Origin of the sequence: Cupriavidus pauculus (assembly GCF_008801835.1) — a bacterium.
GTDB lineage: Bacteria > Pseudomonadota > Gammaproteobacteria > Burkholderiales > Burkholderiaceae > Cupriavidus > Cupriavidus pauculus.
Genome location: NZ_VZOW01000005.1, coordinates 188,214 through 207,585, shown reverse-complemented (window position 1 = coordinate 207,585; position 19,372 = coordinate 188,214). Strand labels below are relative to the sequence as shown.

The following is a 19,372-nucleotide window of genomic DNA, read 5'->3' as shown; positions in this document are numbered from 1 at the left end:
GCATATCAGCCGCCCACCCAATCTGATGTCAGACAAATCTGGAATTCGATGTAGAAAAATTTAATATCTGCTGTTTGCATGCCGAAACACCGTTAGGGGCTTAGTCTGATTGACACACGAAAAAAAACCGTCAGAATGGCTCCTCGCATGTGCACCGGCCTGTAGCGTTTTGCTTTTGGTTCGTAGTGGGCAACATGCTTTGTCGGGCAATTACGCTCATCTGAAATTCAAGGTTGGATAGAGAAATATGGAAACCGGTACCGTTAAGTGGTTCAACGACGCCAAGGGCTTCGGCTTCATCACCCCGGACGCAGGCGGCAACGACCTGTTCGCGCATTTCTCGGCGATTGAAGGCAATGGCTTCAAGTCGCTGAAGGAAGGCCAGAAGGTCCGCTACGTCAAGGCCATGGGCCAGAAGGGCGAGCAAGCCACGAAGATCCAGGCTATCTAAGCCGGATCGCCGGGCAGCTTATCTGGCCTGGGAAGCCCCGCTTCGGCGGGGCTTTCTGTTTTTTGCGGCTCATAATGTATTACCTTGCTGACGTTTTGCCGAAGCGACCATTAAGCCTGCAATCGGGTTCGACGGTCGGCGCGTCCATCGCCATGCTGATTTGCACGATGAATATCGTGCATGCCCAGTCAATGCCTCCGACATTGCGTAACTTTGGCAACGATCCGTTCGTAAGAATTTCCCAGGCGATTGCCGATTGCCCGGAGCCCGCCGGCCCGCGAATTTCAGAAGCGCAATGGAAACGCGAGGCGCATCACCGCATCGAGCAAGGCAATCACTGCTATGTGGAAGGCCGCTGTCGCTTAGCCAATGCGTATCAATATGACAACGATATTGCCGAAGCACTACAGCGCCGGCTCGATACCCTGAGCCGCTCACAGCCTGCCTGGCAAAATAGCTCGCTGTGGATCACGGTAAGCGGACGCCGGCTGACGGTGCAGGGATGCGTGGCGCCGGGATTCAACCGCTCGTCATTTCTGAGTGCATTGCGCGAAATTGCCGACGTCGAGCAGGTCATCGACCAGACCACGAGCACGCCCGCGCGTGGCGTTCCATACACTTTATATGACGACTCCGTCACAAATTCGTCGAATCGGTGAAGTTGCTATAATCGCCGGACTTTAAAAACCCCGAATCCATGCCGTCTCCGGGGCATCCGCTGCGGCCATGAACTCACTGGCGCAGAGGAATCCGCCAACCGGAACGGCCGAACCCAAGCGTGCCGAGGAAATCTGTGGCCGGTACTGAAATCGCAACGCCAGGCGGCCCGCACGCCGGACCCGCCGTGTCTTCCGGAAGCTCGTTCCACACCGCCATGCGCATCCTGCCGCCGTCGCAGCGGCAGGCCATGTTCGAGATCTACGCATTCTGCCGCGCCGTGGACGATATTGCCGACGGCGACACCCAGCACGCCGACCGTCTCGCCGCGCTGGAACAATGGCGCACCGACATTGCCGCCTGCTACGCGGGCCGCGCGCCGGCCGCGCTGCGCTCGCTCGACGAGCAGATCAAGGCGTTCAACCTGCAGCAGCAGGATTTTTTCGACGTGATCGACGGCATGATCATGGATGTCGTGGCGACCATCGTCGCGCCGGACGCCGCCACGCTCGACCTTTACTGCGACCGCGTGGCCAGCGCTGTGGGCCGTCTTGCCGTACGTGTGTTCGGCCTGGAAGAGCAGCCCGGTATCGAACTGGCGCACCACCTGGGCCGCGCGCTGCAGCTGACCAATATCCTGCGCGATCTCGATGAGGATGCGGAGATCGGCCGGCTCTACCTGCCGTCCGAAGCGCTGGCCGCGGCCGGCATTCCGCTCGGCTCGCCGCGCGAGGTGATCGATCACCCGGCGATTGAGCCGGTGTGCCGCGGCATTGCGCGCGACGCGCAGGCCCACTACGACGCTTCGGCCGCCATCATGGCGCGCTGCCCGTCGCGCGTGGTGCGCTCGCCGCGCATCATGTACGACGTGTATCACGAGATCCTGACGCGCCTGCTGGCCCGTGGCTGGCAAACGCCGCGCGCGCGCGTGCGCGTGCCCAAGGCGCGGCTCGTCTGGATCGTGCTGCGGCACGCCATTGGCTGACCGCCCTGTTTCACCGACGCTCGCGGCTGCCGCCGCGGCGTCGCCAAGAAAGAAGTGCCCCCCAATTGATGAACCAGGCTGCTACGATCACACGCTCACAGGACGACACGGTGCCGATTGGCACCGCCCACCGCCCTGCTCAACCGTCCTTGCCCGATCCGCTCGACGCCGGCATCGCGCACGCCGTGGACACGCTGCTGGCGCAGCAGCAGGCCGATGGCCACTGGGTCTACGAACTCGAAGCCGATGCCACCATTCCGGCCGAGTACATCCTGATGGTGCATTACCTCGGAGAAACCCCGGACCTGGTGCTCGAAGGCAAGATCGCCAACTATCTGCGCCGCATCCAGAACCGCGATGGCGGCTGGCCGCTGTTTCACGCTGGCGCGTCTGACGTCAGCGCCAGCGTGAAGGGCTACTTCGCGCTGAAGATGGCCGGCGACGACCCCGAGGCCGAGCACATGCGCCGCGCCCGCGCCGCGATCCACGCGATGGGCGGCGCCGAGGAAAGCAACGTCTTCACGCGCACCCTGCTGGCGTTGTACGGCGTCATGCCGTGGCAGGCGGTGCCGATGATGCCGGTGGAAATCATGCTGCTGCCGGAGTGGTTTCCGTTCCATCTTTCGAAGGTGTCGTACTGGGCGCGCACGGTGATCGTGCCGCTGCTGGTGCTGAACAGCCTGCGTCCCCAGGCGCGCAATCCGCGCAAGATCGGCATCGACGAACTGTTCGTGCGGCCGTGCCAGGCCACGCGCCTGCCGCGCCGCGCGCCGCACCAGAGCCCGCTGTGGGTTGGCGTATTCCGTGCGCTCGACGCCGTGGTGCGCGTGGCCGAACCGCTGTTTCCGCGCGCCATGCGCCAGCGCGCGATCGACAAGGCGCGCCGCTTCACTCTGGAACGCCTCAATGGCGAAGATGGCCTGGGCGCGATCTTTCCGGCGATGGTCAACGCGGTGATGATGTTCGACGTGCTGGGTGTGCCGGCCGACGATCCCGATCGCGCCATCGCCCGCAAGTCCATCGACAAGCTGCTGGTCGTCAACGATGACGAAGCGTATTGCCAGCCGTGCCTGTCGCCGGTGTGGGACACCTCGCTGGCCAGCCATGCGCTGCTGGAAGTGGGCGAGCCGCGCGCCATCGCCGCCGCGTCGCGCGGGCTGGACTGGCTGGTGCCGCTGCAGGAGCTGGAACTGCGCGGCGACTGGACGGTGCGGCGCCCCAACGTGCGTCCCGGCGGCTGGGCCTTCCAGTACGCCAATCCCCATTACCCCGATGTCGACGACACCGCCGTGGTGGCCGCGGCAATGGATCGCGCCGACCGCGGCGACCGTTCCAATCGCTATACGCCGGCCATTGCGCGCGCGTGCGAATGGGTGATCGGCATGCAGAGCAGCAACGGCGGCTGGGGTGCGTTCGAGCCCGAGAACACGCATCTGTACCTGAATAACATTCCGTTCGCCGATCACGGCGCGCTGCTCGATCCGCCCACGGCCGACGTCTCGGCGCGCTGCCTGGCCATGCTGTGCCAACTCGGCCAGATGCCCGCCAACAGCGAACCCGCTGCGCGTGCGCTGCGCTATCTGCTGGACGAACAGGAAGCCGACGGCAGCTGGTTTGGCCGGTGGGGCACCAACTATATCTACGGCACGTGGAGCGCCCTGTGCGGCCTGAACGCGGCCGGCATCGGCGCCGATGCGCCCGAGATGCAGCGCGCCGCGCAATGGCTGGCGTCGATCCAGAACGAGGACGGCGGTTGGGGCGAATCGGGCGACAGCTACAAGCTCGAATACCGCGGCTATGAAAAGGCGCCGAGCACCGCGTCGCAGACCGCCTGGGCCATGCTCGGCATGATGGCTGCCGGCGCGGGCCATCACCCGGCCGTGGCGCGCGGCGTCGAATATCTGCTGCGCACGCAGGCCAGCCACGGCCTGTGGGACGAACCGTATTTCACCGCGGTGGGATTCCCGCGCGTGTTCTACCTGCGTTATCACGGCTATTCGCGCTTCTTCCCGCTGTGGGCGCTGGCGCGCTTCCGCAATCTTTTGCGCGACGGTCATCACGCCGTCGCGTGGGGACTGTGAGCGCCGCGGCCACGCTGCAATCGCCGGTCCTGGCGGTCAGCGGCATGGATTTCGAGGCACGCATCGCGGCCGGCCCGGGCGTCGAGACGCTGTACGGCCATCGCGACGCGATGCTGGCACGCGCGCTGGACGCGCTCCTGACGCAAGGCTGCGCCGGCGTGATCAGTTTTGGCGTGGCCGGCGGCCTCGACCCGAGCTTGCCGCCCGGCACGGTCATCGTGGCCACCGCCGTGCGCGGCGGTCAGATGTCGTACAGCACCTCCCCCTACTGGACCGCGGCGCTGCGCCGTGCTTTGCCCCACGCGGCGAGCGGACTGTTGGCCGGTTCCGATACCCCCGTGACCACCGTTGCCGACAAACTGAGGCTTCATGAAGCGCACGGCGCGCTGGCAGTCGACATGGAATCGCATATCGCCGCGCGTGCTGCCCAGGCACACGGCATTCCTTTTGCCGCACTGCGCGTGGTCATCGATCCGGCAGACCGGCCCGTGCCACCGCTGGCCGTGGCCGGGATGGCCGCCGACGGCAGCACCGACATCGCCGCAATCGTGCTGGGACTGCTCAAGGCGCCCCGCCAGTTGGGCGGCCTGCTGCGGCTCGGACGCGACGCCGCGGCGGCAAAATCTGCGCTGACTGCGGCCCGCCGCGCCGTGGGCGCGGACTTTGCCCTGACCGAACTGGCGCCGGCCTAGGCTTTTCCACGCCGCATCTGCCTGAGCCCGGCTGCGTCAGCGCGGCACCCTTCCCATCACGCGTCCATCGCCGCTCCCGGGCGCGCATTTCATCGTCCCCTTCGCCAAACTTTTTTGTCCTGCGCGCCATCGCGTCGAGTGTCGACCGTCGCGCGTCGTGGGCGCCTCACGGTCATCCATGACGATCGACCGACCGCCGCTTCCCGCTTCCCGCTTCCCGCTTCCCGCTTCCCGCTTCCAGCAAGGATCCCCTGCCGCCATCGCCTTCCGTCCGCTGCGCCGCGTCCGGCACCGGCGCGCGGCTGCCATCCCTTGACGGTTTTCCATCCTTGACAGCTTTACCGGCTGCTTCTATTCTCCGTTTCATTCTTTCTTTAAGATCGTTGTTCTATCTTACAGAACGACAAATAACGGAGACCCCATGCCCCGCCCTGTCTGCCCCGCACGCCGCGCGCTGGTTCATGCGCTGATCGCAGCCGCCGCCCTCCCTGTCATGCTTCACGGCGCGCCCGCCATTGCCGCCGATGCGTATCCCGCGCAGCCGATCCGCCTCGTGGTGCCCTTCCCACCCGCGGGCGGCACCGACGTGCTGTCGCGGCTGGTGTTCAACAAGGTCGGCGCGGCCACCCACTGGACCGTCGTGGTGGAAAATCGCGCGGGCGCAGGCGGCAATATCGGGCTCGACTCGGTTGCCAAGGCGAAGGCCGATGGCTACACCATCGGCATGGGCCAGACCGCCAACCTCGCGATCAATCCTTCGCTGTATCCGAAAATGCCCTACGACGCGACCAAGGATTTCACGCCCGTGGCGCTGGTGGCGGCGCAACCGGTGGTGCTGATCGTGCGCCAGGATTCGCCGTATAAGACGCTGGCCGATCTGGTGGCGGCCGGCAAGGCCAAGCAGTTGTCGATGGCGTCGGCGGGCACCGGCACGGTCGGCCATCTGACCGGCGAAATGTTCCAGCGCCGCGCCGGCATCAAGGCGCTGCACGTCCCGTACAAGGGCGCGTCGCCCGCACTGACGGACCTGATGGGCGGCCAGACCGACTTCTATTTCGCCACCCCGCCGATCGCCATGCCGATGCTCAAGGCCGGCAAGCTGCGCGCGCTGGCGGTAACGTCGACCAAGCGCGTGGCGCTGCTGCCTAATGTGCCGACCGTTGCCGAGCAGGGCTACGCGGGATTCCAGGCCGAGGACTGGAAGGCGCTGGTGGCGCCGGCGGGCACGTCGGCCGATGTAGTGGCGCGCCTCAATGCCGAAGTCAACAAGGCGCTCAAGGACAAGGACACCATCGCCAGGCTGCACGACGAGGGCAGCGAGCCGCGCGGCGGCACGCCTGCGGAGCTTGGCGCTTTCATCAAGACCGAGAACGCCCGCTGGGGTGCGATCGTGCGCGAATCGGGCGCCAAGGTCGAATAAATCTTTTTCACGCAGGATCGTTATGCAAAAGCCGCTTCGCAATATCCGCGTGCTCGACCTCACCAACGTGCTGGCCGGGCCCTTCTGTTGCCATCAACTGGCCCATATGGGCGCCGAGGTCATCAAGGTGGAAACGCCGGGCACGGGCGACCTGGCGCGACAGCTCGGCGCGGATGCGGAACTGAACCGCAAGCTGATGGGCGTGTCGTTCCTTGCGCAGAACCCTGGCAAGCGATCGATCACGATCAACCTCAAGCATGCGCGCGGCAAGGAAGTGTTCCGCAAGCTGGTGGCCAGCGCCGACGTCGTAGTCGAAAACTTCCGGCCCGGCGTGATGACGCGCCTGGGCCTGGGCTTCGACACGCTGAAGACCGTCAATCCACGCCTGATCTATTGCGCGATCTCGGGCTTCGGCCAGGACGGCCCGCTGTCCGATCTGCCCGCCTACGACCAGATCATCCAGGGCATGTCGGGCGTGATGAGCATCACCGGCGATGCGCAGAACGCGCCTCTGCGCGTCGGCTATCCGGTGTCGGACACCATCGGCGGCATGACTGCGGCGTTTGCCATCGCCGCTTCGCTGGCCGATACGCAACGCACGGAAGGCTATTTCCTCGACGTGTCGATGCTTGAGGCGACGATGGCCACGATGGGCTGGGTCGTGTCGAACTATCTGATTTCCGGCAAGCAGCCGGTGCCGATGGGAAACGAGAACATGACGGCCAGTCCGTCCGGCACGTTCCGCACCGGCGACGGTCCGCTCAATATCGCGGCCAACAAGCAGGAACAGTTCGAAGCCGTGTGCCGGGTGGTGGGCCGCCCGGACCTGGCTGCGGACCCGCGCTTTGCCGAGCGCCAGGCGCGCCTGGCCAATCGCGCCGCGCTGACTTCCGAGCTGGAGGCCGAATTGGCGAAGAAACCGGCCACCGAATGGTGGCAACTGCTGAACGATGCGGGCGTGCCGGCCGGGCCCGTGATGCAGGTGCCCGACGTGCTGGCGCATCCGCAGGTCAGCGAGCGCGGCATGATCGGCGAATTCACCGATGTGCCGGGCGTCGGCCGCGATATCCGCCTGGTCCGCACCGGCTTCAAGGTCAACGGCGCGGCGCCATCGGTGGACACCCCGCCGCCACAACTGGGCCAGCATACCGACGACATTCTTGGCGAACTCGGCTACGGCGCCGACGACATCGCCGCACTGAAACAGGAGCAAGCACTGTGAGCGATACCCCCGACATCGACGCCGGCCAGCAAGCATCGCAAGACTGGTGGCGCACGCGCATCATCGACATGAAGCCGGGCGAGATCCGCTACCGCGGCTATCCGATCGAACAACTGATCGGCAACGTGTCGTTCGCGCAGATGATCTGGCTGATGCTGCGCGGCGAGCTGCCCGAAAAACGGGCCGGCGCACTGCTCGATGCCGCGTTGATGGCGGCGGTCGATCACGGTCCGCAGGCGCCCAGCATCGCCATTGCACGCATGGCCGCGACGTGCGGCGTGGGGCTCAACAACGCGATGGCGTCCGCGGTGAACGTGCTGGGCGATGTGCACGGCGGCGCCGGGGAACAGGCGGTGGAGCTGTACCACGACATCGCGCGTCGCTACGACGACGGCATGCCCTTTGACGACGCCGTTGCAGCGGGCCTGGCGCACTACCGCGACCTGCACGGCAAATTCGTGTCGGGGTTCGGCCATCGCTTCCATCCGCTCGATCCGCGCGCGCCGCGCCTGCTGGAACTGGTCGACCGCGCTGCCGACGAAGGCGTGGTGTCGGGACGCTACGCCGCGATTGCGCGCGCCGTCGAGGAAAAGCTGGGCGAAGGCCGCGCCAGACCGATACCGATGAATATCGATGGCGCAACCGCCGTGATCTATGCGGAGCTGGGCTTTCCCGCGCCGCTGGCGCGCGGCCTGTTCTGTCTGTCGCGCTCGGTGGGCATTCTGTCGCATGCATGGGAACAGACCCAGCAAGGCGGCCGCAACAAGGGGCCGATCCCGCGCCAGTTCATCTGGACCTACGACGGCGAACCGCAGCGCGACGTGCCTGCGGGCGACGACGGATCGGCATGACTGGCGCGCCGCCCCGCGCGCGTGGGCGGCGCCTCAATGGAAATCGCGGCTGCCCACCATGAGGCGGCCCAGCAGCGGGCTCAAGTCCACCAGTTCCTGCGCCACCAGGTGCCTGACGTCGCCCTGGCGCTGCCAGGTGCCGACCACGCCCAGCAGCGTGGCGCCCAGCACTTCCTTGCGCTGGCGCTCGACCAGATCGGGCCAGATGATCACGTTGACCGATCCGGTTTCATCCTCGATCGAGCTGAAGATCGTGCCGCTGGCGGTCGACGGCCGCTGTCGCACCGTGACGATGCCGCATGCGCGCACGCGGCGGCCATTGCCGCAACGCGACAGCTGCGCGGCCGTCATGTACTTGAGCGCCGCCAGCCGGCTGCGCAACAGCACAAGCGGGTGGCACTTCAGCGACAAGCCCAGGCTCGCGTAATCGGCGGCAACGTCCTCGCCGATCTTCGGCCCGGGCAGCTCCAGCGCGTGTTCCTGCGGCGGCGCGCCGTGCAGCAGATCACGCCGTGCCATCTGCACCGCCGCACCGCGCGCATGCCAGCGCGCCTGGCGTCGATGTCCGGCCAGCGACAGCAGCGCATCGGCCGCGGCCAGCACGTCGATATCGTGCGCATCGAGCGCGGCGCGGCGCGCCAGATCTTCCACGCCGTCGAACGGCCGTTGCGCGCGCGCGGCCTCGATACGCAACGCCGCCTCCTTGCGCATGCCCTTCACGCGGTCCATGCCCAGCCGCACATCGCGAAAGCGCTGTCCCTCGCGCCGCGCCTCGAGCGTGCTCTCCCAGCCGCTGATCGTCACGTCGACGGGCTGCGTCACCACGCCGTGACGGCGCGCATCCTGCACCAGTTGCGATGGCGAATAGAACCCCATCGGCTGGCTGTTGAGCAACGCACACAGGAAGGCGTCGGGGTAATGGCATTTGATCCAGGCGCTGACGTAGACGAGCTTGGCAAAACTGGCCGCATGGCTTTCCGGAAAGCCATACTCGCCAAACCCCTCGATCTGCTTGCAGATGGCCAGCGCGAACGATTCGGGATAGCCGTTCGTGGTCAGCGCGCGCACCAGCGCGTCCTGGTGTTTCTTGAGATCGCCGCGGCGCCGCCATGCCGCCATCGAGCGCCGTAACTGGTCCGCCTGCCCCGGCGAAAAGCCGGCGGCCTCGATCGCCAGTTGCATCACCTGCTCCTGAAAGATCGGAATACCCAGCGTGCGGCCCAGCACGCGGCGGATCACGTCGTTGAAGTAGGTGGGCAGACGCCCTGTGCGACGCAGGTCCTCGCGCCGTTTCAGATAGGGATGCACCATGCCGCCCTGGATCGGGCCGGGCCGCACGATGGCCACTTCCACCACCAGATCGTAGTACTGCCGCGGCTGCAGACGCGGCAGCATCGACTGCTGCGCGCGCGACTCGATCTGGAACACGCCCACCGTATCGGCGCGGCAGATCATGTCGTAGGTGGCATCGTCGGTTTCCGGCAGGTCTTCCATGCGCGTAGGCAGGCCGGCGCGATCGGGTTCGGGATTCGGGATCATCGCCAGCGCGCGCCGGATCGCCGTCAGCATGCCCAGCGCCAGCACATCGACCTTGAGCAGGCCCAGCGATTCGAGGTCGTCCTTGTCCCACTGGATCACGCTGCGTTCGGGCATGGCGGCGTTCTCGATCGGCACCAGCCGCGACAGCTTGCCGCGCGCGATCACAAAGCCGCCCACGTGCTGCGACAGATGGCGCGGAAAGCCGCGCAGTTGTTCGGTCAGGCTGGCCCATTGCTGCACGGCCGGCGAATCGGGATCGAGCCCGTAGCGCGCGATCCGTTCGACAAACGCGGTGCCGCCATCCCACCACGCCTGCCCCTTCACCACCTGCTCCACCACGCCGGCGTCGATGCCGAGCGCGCGGCCCACGTCACGCAACGCGCTGCGCGCGCGATACGTGATCAGCGACGCGGCCAGCGCCGCGCGATCGCGCCCGTACTTGCGGTAGATGTACTGGATGACTTCCTCGCGCCGCTGGTGCTCGAAATCCACATCGATATCGGGCGGCTCGTCACGCTCGCGCGAAAGGAAGCGGCCGAACAGCAGGTTGGCCTGTTCGGGGCTGACCTCGGTGATATGCAGGCAATAGCAGACCAGTGAATTGGCCGCCGAGCCGCGTCCCTGGCACAGGATGCCCTCCTGTCGCGCAAAACGGACGATATCGTGCACGGTCAGGAAGAACGGCTCGTATTGCTTTTCCTCGATCAGCGCGAGTTCTTCCTCGATCTGCTTTTCCCACTCCGGGGCCATGCCGTGCGGAAAGCGCTCCGCGATGCCGTGCCGGACTTCCTGGCGCAGGTATGCGATCGGCGTCAGGCCGTCGGGCACCAGTTCCTCGGGATATTCGTAGCGCAGCGCATCGAGCGAAAAGTCGCACGCGGCGGCGATCCTCAAGGTCTGCGCCAGCGCGTCGCGCGGATAAAGCCGCGACAGCACCTGGCGCATGCGCAGATGCGCCTCGGCATTGGGCGCCAGCGCCATGCCGCAGCTGGGCAGCGGCTGACCCAGCCGGATCGCCGTAAGCACATCGGCCAGCGGCTTGCGCGATCGCACATGCATGTTGACCGCACCCGCGGCCACCAGCGGCAGGCCGGTTTCCTGCGACACCTGCTGCAGGCGCGAGCGGTGCAGCGCTTCGGCATGCCGTTGCAGCAGTTCCAGCGCCATCCATGCACGATCGCCGAAAACGCTGCGGCACCATTGCGCCTGCGCGCGCAGCACGTCGATATCGGCGCAGTAGTCTGGCAGCAGAATCGCCAGGCAATCGGGCATACCGCGCAGATGCGCCTGCTCCGGTTGCGGCGCGGCGATATCGGCGGGATGCAGCAGATAGCTGCCTTTCTCCGCACGCATACGGCCCAGCGTGATGAATTCGCAGAGATTGCCGAAGCCGTTGCGGTTTTGCGCCAGCAGCACCAGGCGCAGCGCCGGCATGGCGTGTTGCGCGGTGGCAGTCAGCGTGAAGCGGCTGCCGAGAATCACATTGAAGGCGTCGGCCGCGGCGGCGCGCGCTTCCAGCATGCGATGGCGGCGCGCCGCGGCATCGGGATCACCGTCGGGATCAAAGCAGGCGTCTTCGTCGCTGTCGTCCGGCATGTCGATACCGGCCGCCGCGCCCGGCCCATCGCCGCGCCTCGCTCCGGCCGCTTCGCCAGCCGGCCCTGCTGCCTGTTCTGCGGCCTGTTCGCCGTCGTACTTGCCGTCCCTTCGGTCGTCCCGTTCGTCGTCCCGCTCGTCGGACGCCATCTCGTCGGGTGCCGCCATGCCGGCCAGCCAGGCATCGACCTCATCGCTCTCGCTGTCCTCGCCCGGCGCCTGCCCTGCCGCCAGACGCCGTGCGCTGCGCGTGACGGCTTCCCACATTTCCTCGCGCAGCGTCTTGATGGCGTGATGGGCGCGCGCCGTGCCGGCCACGGAACATTCGTCGGTCATTGCCAGGCCGCTGTAGCCAAGCTGGAAGGCGCGTGCGATCAGTTCCTGCGGATGCGACGCGCCGTCCAGGAACGTGAAGTTGGAAATGCAGTGCAGCTCGACGTAGTCGGGCAGGGACGGCAGCAGCGAAGACAATGCGGGCAACATCGCCGGTCCTTACGCAAACAGGCCGTGCAGGAACCAGCGGTATTCGCCGCCGTCTTCCTGCCCATCGCGCATGGGCCGGCCCGGGCGCTCGCGATACACCCAGCAGCGCAAGCCGTCGGCGCGTTCGGCAATAAAGTAATCGCGCGTGACCAGCGCACCATCCCACCAGCCGGCTTCGATACGCTCGGGGCGCGTCAGCATCACCAGCGGGCCATCGTGCACAGGCCGATGATGCTGCACGCGCAGCGGCAATGGCGCTTCGAGCAACCAGAGCGGACGCTCGGGCGGCAAGGCCTGCGCCGACGCGCCGCGCGCGGGCGTCTCGTCCACCGGGCGCCACTGGTTGGCGCATTCGGGACGATGATCGGCCAGCGGATGCGGCTGCAATACGTTATCGCGGCCCAGGCGCGCCACCAGCGTATCGATCAGGCGGCCCAGTTCGGCCGGCTCCGCGCCCGGTTCGGGAAACAGCGAATCGCTTTGCGGCACGCAGATTTCCATGGCTTCCACGCGCAGCGCCAGGCCAGCCACCGGCGCATGGAAGCGGACCTTGTCGAGCTTTTCGCGCAGCAGCTTCGAAAGATGCACGGGGTCGCGGCTTGGCTGCGCCAGGCCCAGATGCACCGCGGTGCTGTCAATTTCCTCGCCCAACCGATAGCGCTCGTGCTCCAGCATCAGCACGCAACGCGTGACCCCCGCCTGCTGCGCGGCAAGCCAGCCCGACAACGCCAGCAGCAGGCGCTGCGCGCCGGCCAGCACCCCGTCGGCCGATTCGATACGGCCCGGCAATTCCATGCGCTGCGCAAACGTGGGCGGCGCCTCGAACCACGCAAAGCCGCTGGGCGCCTTGCCATAGGCCTGATCCAGGCGCGCCAGCAGGTCCGTGCCGATGCGGCGCGACAAACCCGCGCGCGGCAGGCGTCGCACCTGGCCCAGCGTGCCGCAGCCGATGCCTTCGAGCCATTCTGGATCGGCCAGCGTGCGCAGGCATTCCACCGGCAGGCGGTCCAGCAGCCGCGTCATGCGCGCGGCCTGCACCGCACGCCGCGCCGGCCTGACAATGCCGCGCGAGGTCTTGCGCAGCGGCTGGCGCGCCAGCCACGCCGCGCCTTGCGCCGTGGTGCCGCTGCCGATCTGCGCAAACGTGCCCAACTGCCGCACGCGCGCGCGGATCGCCCGGCATAACGCGCGATGGCCGCCAAACAGGCGCAGGCTGGCCGTCACGTCCAGCATGACCGTGGCGGATTCGGGGTCGGGATCGATCGTCACGGCTGGCGTGAAATGGAGCAGCGTCAGCGCCACCGACGTAGCCAGCGTCGCCTCGGCCGCCGCATCGCGTTCGATCTGCACCACGTCGGCCGACAACGCCTGCACGCCGCCGCGCCGCATGCCATAGCGCACGCCCAGTGCCGCGGCCGGGCCATTGGCCAGCACCACGCGCTCGTGCTCGATCACCGCCACGGGCAACTGCTGCAGCGTGCCGGAGGCGGAAGCCGACGACATGCCGGCAGGCTCAGGCCAGTTCGGCTGCAGCGCGTCCAGCGACAGGCGCGGCAAATGCACCGCGATCCAGTACGTCATCGGCAACATGATGGGAACTCACCGGCATGGCAGGCGTGACAGGCGTGGAAACCGCGGGCGCACCGGTGCGTTGCGGCACATGGGCCATGCCTTCGAGCGGCAACAGCAGCGGCGTGTCGCGGACCGGGCCGCGCCGCTTGTGAAAAACGATCGACATGAGATTGCCGGGCAGCGGCGACAGCGCCAGCCGCAATACCGCCGGCGACGATTCGCGCAGGACCCGGAGCGGACGCAGCACCCACACCACGGCATCGCCGGCCTGCGCCAGCACCTGCAGACGCCGCAGCGCCTCGGGCCGCGCGTTGGCCAGCCAGACCAGCATCGCGCCAAACGCCTGACTGCGCAGCATCTGTTCGGCGGACCACAGCATGTCCGTGCGCTGGGAAGCGAGGGTCGCCGCCGATGTCGGCCGCACCCAGTACAGCTGGCGCGCCGGCAAGCCGCCCGACACCAAACTGGCGGCATTGGGCAGATAGGGCGGATTGACCAGGCCGATGCGCCGGCCATCGGCGGCCAGCGTGCGCAGCGCGGGCATCAGCAAGCGCAGCTCGCCTGCGCCATCCTGCCCCAGCAGCAGCTCGGTCACGGCGCCAGCGGGCCAGCCGCCGCCGGGCAGCTCGGCGCTCAAGGCGTCATAGCCGGTGGCGCAGACCGGCAGCCGGCCGGCGCGGCCAAGCTGGCCCGCGCGCCACAGGCCGGGATAGCGATGTTCGAGTTCGCGCACCGATTCGCGGGGCGCGGCGGATGGGGGCGCGTGGTCCGCCATGGCTGGCGGTTCCACAAGCGGCAAGGCGGTCATGGTGGCAAGGGCCGCGCCGACGACGCGGCGCGGCATGGCAATTCGTCTAGTACTGTATGTTTATACAGTATCGATGCCGATGCAAGCCAAACTTTGACAAGTGCCGCGCTGGGCGCTTTTCAGGAAAGTTTTGCGCGGCTGCCACATTCCGGGCCGGCAGATTGCAAACAAATGTCAAGCGTCATTGTGAAGTGGCAGGCAGTGGGGAACAATGCGCGGCTATGAAACGGAATACGCGCGAATGCGTGCATCTGCTGATGGAAGGTATGCAGCGCCACGGCCCTCTGCGCCGCGACGCGCTGGCCGAGGCGTGCGGGTTGACTCCCGAGGAAACCACGCGCGCCTTGAAAGCGGCGCGGCAGATGAGCGTGATCGACCATATCCCCTATGAGCCCGGCACCACGGCGCTGGAAATCTTCTATCAGCTGACCGGCCGCCAGTTGCCGCCCGCCCGCAAGAGCTCGCGCATGCCGCCCGCTCCCGACGACCGTTTCCAGCCGCTGCTGGAAGCGTGGTGGAACAGCAGCGAACCCGATCGCGCGTAACGCCGTGCGCCGCGGGCCCCGGCAGCGGCAGCATGCGCTGCCGTCCGGACCCGGCCACCTCACCCCATTTCCACGCCTATTTCCACGCCTATCTCTGACGCCTATTTCTGACGCCGATAGCGGGCCTGCATGATCTGCATCCACTGGCCGTCGTCGGTCTGCATGAACGACGTGAGCGTGCGGGTGTCGTCGTCCTCGAATGCCACGACATCGCGATACTTGGCCATCTTGCCCTCCACGATATTGCCGTCCGGCGTGAAGGACGGGCCGTCGGCGCGCATCGTCAACGTCTTGCCATCGGCTTCGAGATCGCCTTCATAGATCCACATATGGGTCATCATCGACCCCACGAACGTCCCCACGAAATGCTTGCGGCTGGGGTCATAGCCCAGCGTCATCACCGTGGTGGCCGCCGCGCAGCCCGGAAAATCGCCCTCGGAACGCCCCTGCACCCACAGGTCGCCGATCTGGCTGACTTCCTCCGGGATCTTCCATGCCTGCGCCGGCGTGTCCGGCCCCATCTGCGCTTCGCCCTCGCCTATCCACTTGCCCACAAGCTTGTGCAGCCAGCGGTGTTCGTTGGTGATTTCCGTCTTCATTGTCTGCCTCTCCAGTAATGGATCCGGCCGCGGATCCGGTTGCGCCGCGACGTTGTGTACAGCGTACACAATAGGGTAGTCAACGATCCGGCGGATGTCCACATCGGGCGCACCAGATGACAGAAATTTAATTTTGGGGAAAGGCGGCAATCGAAATGCGCCGCCATGCATGCCATGACCCGCGCAACGGGCGTGCCGCAGGCGGACAGCTGCCGGAACGGAGAGAGCGGGAAGCGGCGGGAAGCGGCAGGCACACGGCGGCTGCGCCAACACCGCGGCCCTCCGCGCGATTATTGGGGCAGCCTGATCTTCGGCACGATGAACTGGTTGCCGGGCGCGCGCATCACGTCGCATTGCGCCTCGCCCTTGCGCGCCTGGCCGGCCTGGTTCACGAATTCGATGCTGCCGACCACGCTGTAGACGTCTTCGGCCACGCGGCGCGTGGTGCTGCGCACCCAGCGAAACTGGCCGGGATTCGGCAGCTTGGCCTGCACGGCGTCACGGCACGCGAACGGCGCTTCCGGTGCTTCCGGCTTGCCGCCCCGCTGGCCCAGTTCGATGTTGACGGGCGCCTGCGCATCGGACGCCGGTGCGGCCGCCGACGCCATCATCGGCAGTCCCGCAAGCATCACGAAAGCGATCGACACCGCGCGGTTGCGGCGCGTATGCGTTGTCATGGTCAATGCTCCAAACAAAAAAGGCCGGCACGCGCGCTGCATGCCGGCCGGTCGCCATTGTACTGCGGGCGAGGTTCCTACACGGACAGGTCGCGCGGCTCAGGCTTGTGGTCGTCGAACCAGCGATAGAGCGTCGGCACCATCACCAGCGTGAGCAGCGTCGACGTGATCAGCCCGCCGATCACCACCACGGCCAACGGCCGCTGCACCTCTGAACCCGGGCCCGTCGAGAACAGGAACGGCACCAGGCCAAGCATGGCGATGGTGGCCGTCATCATCACCGGACGGAAACGCTGGGTCGCCCCGCGTACCACCGCATTGCGCAGCGACATGCCCGACTCGCGCAGCGTCCGGATATACGACACCAGCACCACGCCGTTAAGCACCGCCATGCCCCACAGCGCGATAAAGCCCACCGACGCCGGCACCGACAGGTATTCGCCGGTGATGAACAGACCGATGATGCCGCCGATCGATGCGAACGGCAGCACCGTGATGATCAGCGTGGCGAAGCGCAGCGAGTTGAACAGCAGGAACAGCAGGAAGAAGATCGCGGCGATCGTGATCGGCACGATGATCTTCAGGTGGCCCATGGCGCGTTCCATGTTCTGGAACTGGCCGCCCCACTCGAAGTAGTAGCCTTCCGGCAGCTTGACCTTCGCTTCGGTGGCGCTCTGCAGTTCGGCCACGAAGCCGCCCAGGTCGCGATCCTTCACGTTGATCATCACCACCACGCGGCGCTTGCCCATTTCGCGGCTGATCTGCGCGGGGCCGTCGGTGACCTCGATCTTCGCCACGCTCTGCAGCGGCACCTGCACGCCATCGGGCGCCTGCACCAGCAACTGGCGGATGGCCTGCACGTTGTCGCGGAATGCCTCGGGCAGACGCACGGCCGCGGCAAAACGGCGCTCGCCTTCGAAGATGTCGGTGGCGCGCTTGCCGCCGATGGCGATCTCGATGATGTCGTGAATGTCCGATACGTTGAGCCCGTAACGCGCAATCGCCTGGCGGTCGATCTCGATCGACAGGTACTGCTGCCCGGAAATCCGCTCGATACGCACGTCCTGCGCGCCCTGGATGCCGCCCGCCACGCGCGCGATGTCGCCAGCCAGGCCGCGCAGCTTGTCGAGATCGTCGCCAAAGATCTTCACGGCGATATCCGAACGCACGCCGCTGACCATTTCATCGACGCGATCCGAGATCGGCTGCGCCATCACGATCTGCACGCCGGGGATGGCCTTGAGCTTTTCGCGGATGGCGTTGGCGATGTCGTCCTGGGTCCAGCCGTCGGGCCACTCGTCGCGATCCTTCAGGCTGGCGATCGGCGTCGACTCGTTCTGGCCCTGCGGGTCCGCCGGGCTTTCGCCGCGACCCACGCCGGACACCACCGACTTCACGCCCGGCACTTCGAGCACCAGCTTGTTGGCCTGCCTTTCGAGCTTGATCGACTCTTCCAGCGAGATGTTCGGCACGCGGTCGATCGCCGGAACGATCGAGCCTTCCTTCATCTCCGGAATGAACGAGGTGCCCAGCAGCGGCACGATCGCCACCGTGGCCACGAACAGGCCCACGGCGGAAAACACCGTCTTCTTGCTGTTGGCCAGCGCCCAGTGCAGCATGCGCAGGTAATGGCGTTTCATGAACGCAATCACCCGCGTGTCGTGCTCCGCGCCGCCCTTGAGCAGGTACGAGGACAGCACCGGCGACAGCGTCAGCGACAGGAACAGCGAGATCGCCAGCGCAATCGAGATCGTGAAGGCCAGCGGCGCGAACATCTTGCCTTCCATGCCCTGCAGCGTCATCAGCGGCAGGAACACCAGGATGATGATGCCGACGCCGACGATCACCGGCGTGGCCACTTCCTGCACGGCCTTGACCAGCACCTGCGTCTTGGTCAGCCCCGATTTGCCGGCGTGGCCCAGCCGCTCGAACGCGTTCTCCACTACCACCACCGACCCGTCCACCATCAACCCGATGGCGATGGCAAGCCCGCCCAGCGACATCAGGTTGGCCGATAGCCCTACCCGGTTCATCACCATAAACGTCAGCAGCGGCGTCAGCACCAGCGTGGCCAGCACGATCACCGACGAGCGCACATCGCCGAGGAACAGGAACAGCACGATCACCACCAGCACCACGCCTTCGAGCAGCACCTTGGTGACGGTCCAGAGCGCCGCGTCCACCAGTTCGCTGCGGTCGTAGTACGGCACGATCTGCAGCTTGTCCGGCAGCATGCCGCGCTCGTTGATTTCCGCCACGCGCGCCTTGACCCGGCTCACCACTTCCTTGGCGTTGCCGCCGCGCATCATCATGACGATGCCGCCGACGGCTTCGGTCTTGCCATTCTTGACCACCGCGCCCTGGCGCACCTCGTGGCCGATCGTGACCTGCGCCACATCGCGCAGATACACCGGCGTACCGTTGACCTCCTTGAGCACGATGCTGCCGATATCGTCCACGCCCTTGGCCAGGCCCACGCCGCGGATCAGGTACTGCTCCGCGTAGTGCGGCAGCACGCCGCCGCCGGAGTTGGCGTTGTTGCGCGCCAGCGCCTGGTACACCTGCTGGAGACTGACCTCGTAGTGACGCATGCGGTCGGGATTGACCAGCGCCTGGTACTGCCGCACGTAACCGCCCTGCGAGTTGATCTCGGCCACGCCGGGGATCGATCGCAGCAGCGGGCGCACCACCCAGTCCTGCGCGATGCGCCGCTCTGCCAGTTCCTCCTGCGTGAGGTCGCGATCGCCGTCGTCCGCGCGGTCCAGCGTGTACTGGTAGACCTCGCCCAGGCCGGTCGATACCGGACCCAGCACGGGCGTGACGCCCTCGGGCATGCGTCCGGCCACCTCGATCAGCCGCTCCATCACCAGCTGCCGCGCGAAATACACGTCGGTCTTGTCGGTGAACACCAGCGTGATCAGCGACAGGCCGGCCTTGTTCAGCGAGCGCATCTCCTCGAGTCCGGGCAGGCCCGTCATCGACATTTCGATCGGCACCGTGACAAAGCGCTCCACTTCCTCGGGCGAGCGTCCGGTCGCCTCGGTGGCGATCTGCACCTGGACGTTGGTCACATCCGGAAACGCATCCACCGACAGCTTGCCGGCGGCACGCAGGCCGAACAGGAACAGCACCACGGCGATCACGCACACCACCAGCCGCTGTTTGATGGCGGCTTCCACAAGCGATGTCATCAT

At 66.6% G+C, this 19,372-nt stretch carries 15 protein-coding genes; 9 read left to right on the top strand and 6 right to left on the bottom strand.

The genetic code is table 11. The annotated features are described in order from the left end of the window. Nucleotides 1–247: 247 nt before the first annotated feature. From F7R19_RS08585 to F7R19_RS08550, 8 genes are all read left to right on the top strand, one after another. The gene (locus F7R19_RS08585) at nt 248–451 is read left to right on the top strand and encodes a cold-shock protein (protein ID WP_008650922.1); all 204 of its coding nucleotides are present in this window, start codon (nt 248–250) and stop codon (nt 449–451) included. Between the two features lie 74 nt (nt 452–525). Beyond that, nucleotides 526–1,110 carry a BON domain-containing protein gene (locus tag F7R19_RS08580; protein WP_407648893.1) on the top strand — a complete coding sequence of 195 codons (585 nt, stop codon included), beginning with the start codon at nt 526–528 and terminating at the stop codon, nt 1,108–1,110. 134 nt (nt 1,111–1,244) lie between these two features. After that, complete coding sequence (gene hpnD, locus F7R19_RS08575) at nt 1,245–2,093, top strand: presqualene diphosphate synthase HpnD (protein ID WP_150979972.1); 849 nt, start codon at nt 1,245–1,247, stop codon at nt 2,091–2,093. 68 nt (nt 2,094–2,161) lie between these two features. Further along, the gene (gene shc, locus F7R19_RS08570; RefSeq protein ID WP_061957323.1) at nt 2,162–4,174 is read left to right on the top strand and encodes a squalene--hopene cyclase; all 2,013 of its coding nucleotides are present in this window, start codon (nt 2,162–2,164) and stop codon (nt 4,172–4,174) included. Further along, nucleotides 4,171–4,866 carry a phosphorylase gene (locus tag F7R19_RS08565; protein ID WP_223506068.1) on the top strand — a complete coding sequence of 232 codons (696 nt, stop codon included), beginning with the start codon at nt 4,171–4,173 and terminating at the stop codon, nt 4,864–4,866. Before shc ends, F7R19_RS08565 begins: the two co-directional genes overlap by 4 nt. A gap of 421 nt (nt 4,867–5,287) precedes the next feature. Then, on the top strand, nt 5,288–6,286 hold the full coding sequence (locus tag F7R19_RS08560) for a Bug family tripartite tricarboxylate transporter substrate binding protein (protein ID WP_150979971.1): 999 nt from the start codon (nt 5,288–5,290) through the stop codon (nt 6,284–6,286). Between the two features lie 22 nt (nt 6,287–6,308). After that, nucleotides 6,309–7,508, top strand: coding sequence for a CaiB/BaiF CoA transferase family protein (locus F7R19_RS08555; RefSeq protein ID WP_150979970.1), 1,200 nt, complete (start codon nt 6,309–6,311; stop codon nt 7,506–7,508). Beyond that, a complete protein-coding gene (locus F7R19_RS08550) occupies nt 7,505–8,359 on the top strand; it encodes a citryl-CoA lyase (RefSeq protein WP_061957320.1) in 855 nt (284 codons plus the stop codon). The genes F7R19_RS08555 and F7R19_RS08550 overlap by 4 nt, the downstream gene beginning before the upstream one ends. A 33-nt stretch (nt 8,360–8,392) precedes the next feature. Here F7R19_RS08550 and F7R19_RS08545 read toward each other — a convergent pair whose 3' ends face one another. The 3 genes from F7R19_RS08545 to imuA are packed head-to-tail and all read right to left on the bottom strand — an operon-like array spanning nt 8,393 to nt 14,357. Next, complete coding sequence (locus tag F7R19_RS08545; protein ID WP_150979969.1) at nt 8,393–11,977, bottom strand: error-prone DNA polymerase; 3,585 nt, start codon at nt 11,975–11,977, stop codon at nt 8,393–8,395. Between the two features lie 9 nt (nt 11,978–11,986). Continuing rightward, complete coding sequence (locus tag F7R19_RS08540; protein WP_150980029.1) at nt 11,987–13,558, bottom strand: Y-family DNA polymerase; 1,572 nt, start codon at nt 13,556–13,558, stop codon at nt 11,987–11,989. Next, nucleotides 13,491–14,357, bottom strand: coding sequence for a translesion DNA synthesis-associated protein ImuA (gene imuA, locus F7R19_RS08535; RefSeq protein ID WP_150980030.1), 867 nt, complete (start codon nt 14,355–14,357; stop codon nt 13,491–13,493). Before imuA ends, F7R19_RS08540 begins: the two co-directional genes overlap by 68 nt. Nucleotides 14,358–14,578: 221 nt before the next feature. Between imuA and F7R19_RS08530 the strand changes: the two genes are divergently transcribed. After that, nucleotides 14,579–14,902 (top strand): hypothetical protein, encoded by a 324-nt coding sequence (locus F7R19_RS08530; protein ID WP_061957317.1) that lies wholly within the window; start codon nt 14,579–14,581, stop codon nt 14,900–14,902. Between the two features lie 101 nt (nt 14,903–15,003). Here the strand turns inward: F7R19_RS08530 and F7R19_RS08525 are convergent, their stop codons facing one another. The 3 genes from F7R19_RS08525 to F7R19_RS08515 form a co-directional block, all read right to left on the bottom strand. Then, nucleotides 15,004–15,501, bottom strand: a complete 498-nt coding sequence (locus tag F7R19_RS08525; RefSeq protein ID WP_061957316.1) for a DUF1579 domain-containing protein — start codon at nt 15,499–15,501, stop codon at nt 15,004–15,006. 290 nt (nt 15,502–15,791) lie between these two features. Beyond that, nucleotides 15,792–16,178 (bottom strand): DUF2880 domain-containing protein, encoded by a 387-nt coding sequence (locus F7R19_RS08520; RefSeq protein ID WP_061957315.1) that lies wholly within the window; start codon nt 16,176–16,178, stop codon nt 15,792–15,794. A gap of 77 nt (nt 16,179–16,255) precedes the next feature. After that, a complete protein-coding gene (locus F7R19_RS08515; RefSeq protein WP_061957314.1) occupies nt 16,256–19,372 on the bottom strand; it encodes an efflux RND transporter permease subunit in 3,117 nt (1,038 codons plus the stop codon).